This window comes from Shewanella sp., from assembly GCF_051658185.1.
Lineage (GTDB): Bacteria > Pseudomonadota > Gammaproteobacteria > Enterobacterales > Shewanellaceae > Shewanella.
Map to the genome: position 1 here is coordinate 1 of NZ_JBOFMC010000168.1, position 4,936 is coordinate 4,936.

Here is a 4,936-nt window from a genome sequence, read left to right on the forward strand (position 1 = left end):
CCAAAAGTAGCCTCGCCTTGGTGCTGCAAATGGGCTTAAGTTTGCCATTAATGTATGGTTTATTAGTCGCTTGGATAGGTGCTTTATTGCTTGGCACGACGTGGTTTTTTAAGCGTCTCGAGATGTAATCTACCGGAAAGATTTGGGTTTTGTGCTGATTAAACAATAGGTAAAGTTGAGCATAGAATCACAGTATTGGATGTTGATAAAAGGTAAAATCAGTTGTCTTGATTTGGTGATAGCCCATCATCGTTTTCATGGTGCAACCCTATGTTACACGATGGTTGCGAGCGATAGCAGTAGCAATCACATCTTATCAATATTGGCTGATTTTTCGAATGGTTAACATGCATAAAATTACCTCCTATTTAATGTTAGATGAGCGAGCTAAGGAATTAGTCGATCATGTCAATGGTACCTCCATCGGTTTGACCTTTTCCGAGACAGCGGTGCTTGCGCTGCTGCTGTCATCGACCAATGCCATTTTTACCAAAGAAGAACTGCTGCAGGTAGGCTGGCCTGAGCGGGTGGTTGCGCCAACCTCGCTAACCCAGTGCATCAGCACCTTGCGCAAAAAACTTGAGCCTTACACTGAGGTTCAGCTTAAAACCGTGGCGCGCCGCGGTTATCAACTGCATGTTTCTGAGCAATCCCACGTAAAAATGCTGGCACTTAATGATGCTGATGCCATTCGCGATGCGATTGTTGGGGTGTCAACCTGGACAAAAATTTTCGGTATTGTATTGTTTTGCGTGATCTTAGGGGCGATTTGGTATGTCAGCGATCGCCATGCGGTGGTGCGGGATGTGGCGAAGTGGAATGCCAATAAATCCATTGAGTTAAATTTTGGCGGCACCGTTGGCTCCGCTAAAATGCTGTATATGGGGGGCGAGGAACATCTACACCCTTCTTGGTGGCAAAAGCATATCGCTCCCGAGGGCAATCATATTGCAAACCTTAAGCATTTTAGCTCCTTTGTATCGACCGACGGCAATAATTATTCCATGTCGATTTGCCCTGAGCATGACGCTAATGCCTGTAAGGGCAACGGGATCATTAATATCACCGCTATTAATCCTAAGCCTGCGGGACTGAGCATGGAGGAATTTATTCCGCTTAGCCAAAAAATGGAGCAGCGCATCCGTTATAACAAAATTGTGCTGCCTGTAGGAGATAAGGCATTTGGTGAATTGCTCGAGCATAATTATCATGCCGATATTTATTTCCCGGTGGCGGGTGAGTTATTAGTGCGCGCCGATTTAAGTATGTCATTGGTTTATGAAGGTGAAAATAAAGGTAAGTTTTATTCAACCTCCTGTATTACCGATGAGGACTGTTTAACCACCCCGATTAAATACACCCTTCGCGGTGAGTTTGAGCAGTATCAAACGACTATCCACGATCTCAATGTGGATGTGTTTCATGTCAAAGTGCAGCAAAAAGAGCTCACGAAACCCGATGCAGTAAGCCCGTCGGCGATGCATTTTTATCGGGAGATCCGTAAGCACGACATCCGCGATAAAGATTTGTTTTATTACCGCATCCATCAAAACCAGCACACCGCAGTGTGGATTATCCCACAAATGGGGCAAGTGTTGGCTTGGACTAAATATACTCAAGTAAAGCTATAGCGAGAATGGAGTGTAATTTACTGATTTTTTATAAAAAATCACTAGATTAGCACTCCAGTTTCGGCGTAGTGTCTTCCTCTGATGTTGCGTTAACTTTTCAAGGTAATTGAAAGCTTGATAAGGTTTGTGCAAAAAATCAACAATACAGATTGATTAATTCTGAAAGAGTCTTGCAAAGCAGTCATGCATTAAGAGAACAATGGCAGGAATTAATTTTTCAGGGGAATTAATTTATTTGGAGTATATTTATGGGCCAGTTGTTCTCATTGAGCATCAAACATAGATTAATCGCTGTGGTGTTTTTATTTGGCGTAGCGATGCTAACTATTTTAGCCAATGTATTAATTAACACTAATGCGGTTGTTAATCAATTTAATGAATATGATCAAGCGGCTGTAAATAGTCAAAAGTATATATTATTGATCAGTCGAGATATGAATTATGTATCCCGTCTATCGCGAAGTATTATGCTTGGAGATGATTTTTCAAAGAATTACAGTTCACTCGATAAAAATATCAGTAATATTTATAGTCATTTTGAAAAACTAGAAAATGCGATTGCGTTGATTGCAGATGAAAAAGAGCGGGCAGTACTTAATCGACTTGTTGATGATTCTAAAGCGGCGACAAAAGCTTTTTTAGAAGATGGTCGGGCACGAATGCTAGCGCTGCAGTCTGTCGAGCGGACCCCAGCGGTATTACAAGCGGCATGGCAAAGCTATAGTGTGGGTGCAACGCCTTTTGCACATAAAGCGCGCAGTAGCTTTGAAGCATTAGTTGAAGCTGAAGAGTTAACTCGCAGCGATCTCCAGCGTGCAGCAATCGATGCCATGGCAACAATGAAACAACAGCTAGTGGGTATCATAGTGATTTCATTTTTAATCGCTGGCTTACTGCTATTTATGATCACGCGTACCATTTTAAACTCCATTACCACGTTACGTGATTCCGTTGAGAGTATTGAACGGGATTCCGACTTAACCAAACGCATCAATATTACCACTCAGGATGAGCTGGGCTTTTTGGCTCATTCCTTTAACTCAATGCTCGATAAATTTCATACTAGCATTCAAGAGGTCTCGAAGACGTCGCGGCAATTGGCAAAGTCGGCAAATGAGATGTCTTTAGTCACGGCGCAGAGTGCTGATTCAGTACAAACTCAGCGCCATGAACTGGATATGGTGGCAACGGCAATGAATGAGATGACGGCCACCGTGGTTGAGGTGGCAAAAAATGCTGCGGATGCCGCGGATGCCGCACAGCACACCGATAATCAATCACAAGCTGGGCTAATCGTTGTGAATAACACGGTGAATAGCATTGTTGGCTTAGCATCCGAAATTGAACATGCGACCGTTGTGGTGAAGAACTTAGATGCAGATAGTAATCAAATCGGCACTATTCTGGATGTGATAAAAAGCATTGCCCAACAAACGAATTTACTTGCGCTAAACGCCGCGATTGAGGCGGCTCGTGCAGGAGAGCAGGGAAGAGGATTTGCCGTCGTGGCTGATGAGGTGAGAACCTTGGCGGGCAGAACGCAAACATCCACAGAAGAAATTCAACGGATGATTGAAAAATTACAAGGAGGCGCTAAACAAGCGGTGCAAGTGATGCTTGATAGCCAGCAGTATGCCGACGACAGTGTGGCGCAGGCTAAATCTGCAGGAGAAGTGCTCCAAAATATTACCGCAGCGGTGAGCACGATTACGGATATGAACCGTCAGATCGCTACCGCAGCCGAGGAGCAAAGCGCTGTTTCGGAAGAAATTAATTGCAATATTGTCAACATTAATGTGGCTGCTGACGAGACATCTCAAGGCGCTAAGAGCACCTCGGCTGAGAGTGAAAAATTGGCGCAGATGGCTCAGCGCCTTTCTGATTTGGTGCAGACATTTAAAATTGCGTGAACCGAGGATTTCATCGCATTTTATGATTTAAGCGATCATCGTGGCAAGGACGCCTAGGTGCTTATTTCTGTTGATTCTTCAGGGTAAATAACTCTTTTTAGCCGCTAGGGATACACCCATCCTCTGAGGCGATAAAATCGCGACAATACTATCATTGAGGTCAATGAGTTAATTGTCAGCTTAGTGCCCTAAATCGGCATAGCCATTAGCCCAAGCCATCACTCCCGATCATCACAGTTATTACCCCAAATCATCACCGCCATCGGCCAGTCTGGCTCGAGGTGCTGTGCCCGAGCCTATGGAGCACTGCCATGGCCGTTTGCCATCCTCTGTTGGGGATCGCCCTATGATGGGGGTTAATCCGAGTGCTTTACTGAAGCATTAAAATGCAAATGCCCCGCCATCGGTCGATGGCAGGGCTGGGGGTAACTGCTTACTTTTGAGTGGCGCGGTAGTGGTCAAAGTTCTCGATATAATCATCAAGATTGGCATCGATCATTTCTTTATAGCGCGCGAGGTAATAGTCCATCATTTCCTGCTTTTTGGACTGCATTTGTTCTTTGGTTTCAAAGCTGGTTGAACCAAACCAAGCATTGTAGCGGGCGAGGGCCCACATAAAAGAGGCGCTGACCTCGCCGGTCTGGATTTCAGTGTTTTGGTTTTGCTGGTTTGCCAGCTTAATCAGCTCGGAGGCGCGGTCGTAAAAGGCTTTTTGGTTATCAGACATCAGCAAGTCCTGTTGTTGGGAAAGTGACTAAAAAAGAGGGCGCGTAGGTTGTTGCCCTATTGGCTGCAGCCCTTACCCTAAGGTATTTTGCGGCTAAGGGACAGTCGTCAGCTTCACAGAATGCGTTGATATCACAAGAAAAGGAGTTGGCACAACTAAATATGAGATAGGCGTAACACTTTTAAGCGATGTCATTAAGCCACTTAAGCGATGTCACTTGGCAGATCCACGCGGTTCGATGCGTGAGATAACACGCAAAACGGACTTGATAAAGTGGATTGGCCGGTGGCAGTTTGAGTGCAATCCACAGGTTGCTTGTCGGGTCCGCTGTGGAAGGGATTTGATTGGAATGTTGCTCAGGAGGGGCTTGCTTGTCGTGGTGTTCATCTTGAAAACACATCATTAATCAGTGCGGGAGCAAATATGAAAAAAGTGGTGATGATGGCCATGGCTGCGGTCTTGCTGGCGGGTTGCTCGGTTAAAGAAAGGGCGCAGAGTGGATTTGAGGTCGTTCCTTTGAATGCATTTAACACGAGTGCAAGCCATCCTCATCAGCGTATTTATCAGGATCATGGCGCAAATGGACATAGCCGGCGGTATTTTAGCCAAAGAAATCGCTAAAGGCCGCGTGTGCACAGTGAGCGTAGAAGGCATGACCTTTTATAGTC

Annotated in this window: 3 protein-coding genes; 2 read left to right on the forward strand and 1 reads right to left on the reverse strand. The window is 45.2% G+C overall.

Annotated features, from left to right (window positions below; all coding sequences use genetic code 11):
• Positions 1 to 347: 347 nt before the first annotated feature.
• Entirely contained in the window at positions 348 to 1,631 is a 1,284-nt protein-coding gene (locus ACRCZA_RS06940; protein ID WP_438673725.1) for a winged helix-turn-helix domain-containing protein, read from the forward strand.
• A gap of 467 nt (positions 1,632 to 2,098) precedes the next feature.
• On the forward strand, positions 2,099 to 3,541 hold the full coding sequence (locus tag ACRCZA_RS06945; RefSeq protein WP_438673726.1) for a methyl-accepting chemotaxis protein: 1,443 nt from the start codon (positions 2,099 to 2,101) through the stop codon (positions 3,539 to 3,541).
• A 433-nt stretch (positions 3,542 to 3,974) separates the two neighbouring features.
• On the opposite strand, the gene ACRCZA_RS06950 is transcribed toward ACRCZA_RS06945, so the two are convergent.
• The gene (locus ACRCZA_RS06950) at positions 3,975 to 4,268 is read right to left on the reverse strand and encodes a DUF3144 domain-containing protein (RefSeq protein WP_438673727.1); all 294 of its coding nucleotides are present in this window, start codon (positions 4,266 to 4,268) and stop codon (positions 3,975 to 3,977) included.
• Positions 4,269 to 4,936: the final 668 nt, after the last annotated feature.

What these genes read in the sequence shown, in the direction of transcription:
- ACRCZA_RS06950 (WP_438673727.1), bottom strand. Translation starts at nt 4,268, where the DNA reads ATGTCTGATAACCAAAAAGCCTTTTACGACCGCGCCTCCGAGCTGATT.
- ACRCZA_RS06945 (WP_438673726.1), top strand. Translation starts at nt 2,099, where the DNA reads ATGCTTGGAGATGATTTTTCAAAGAATTACAGTTCACTCGATAAAAAT.
- ACRCZA_RS06940 (WP_438673725.1), top strand. Translation starts at nt 348, where the DNA reads ATGCATAAAATTACCTCCTATTTAATGTTAGATGAGCGAGCTAAGGAA.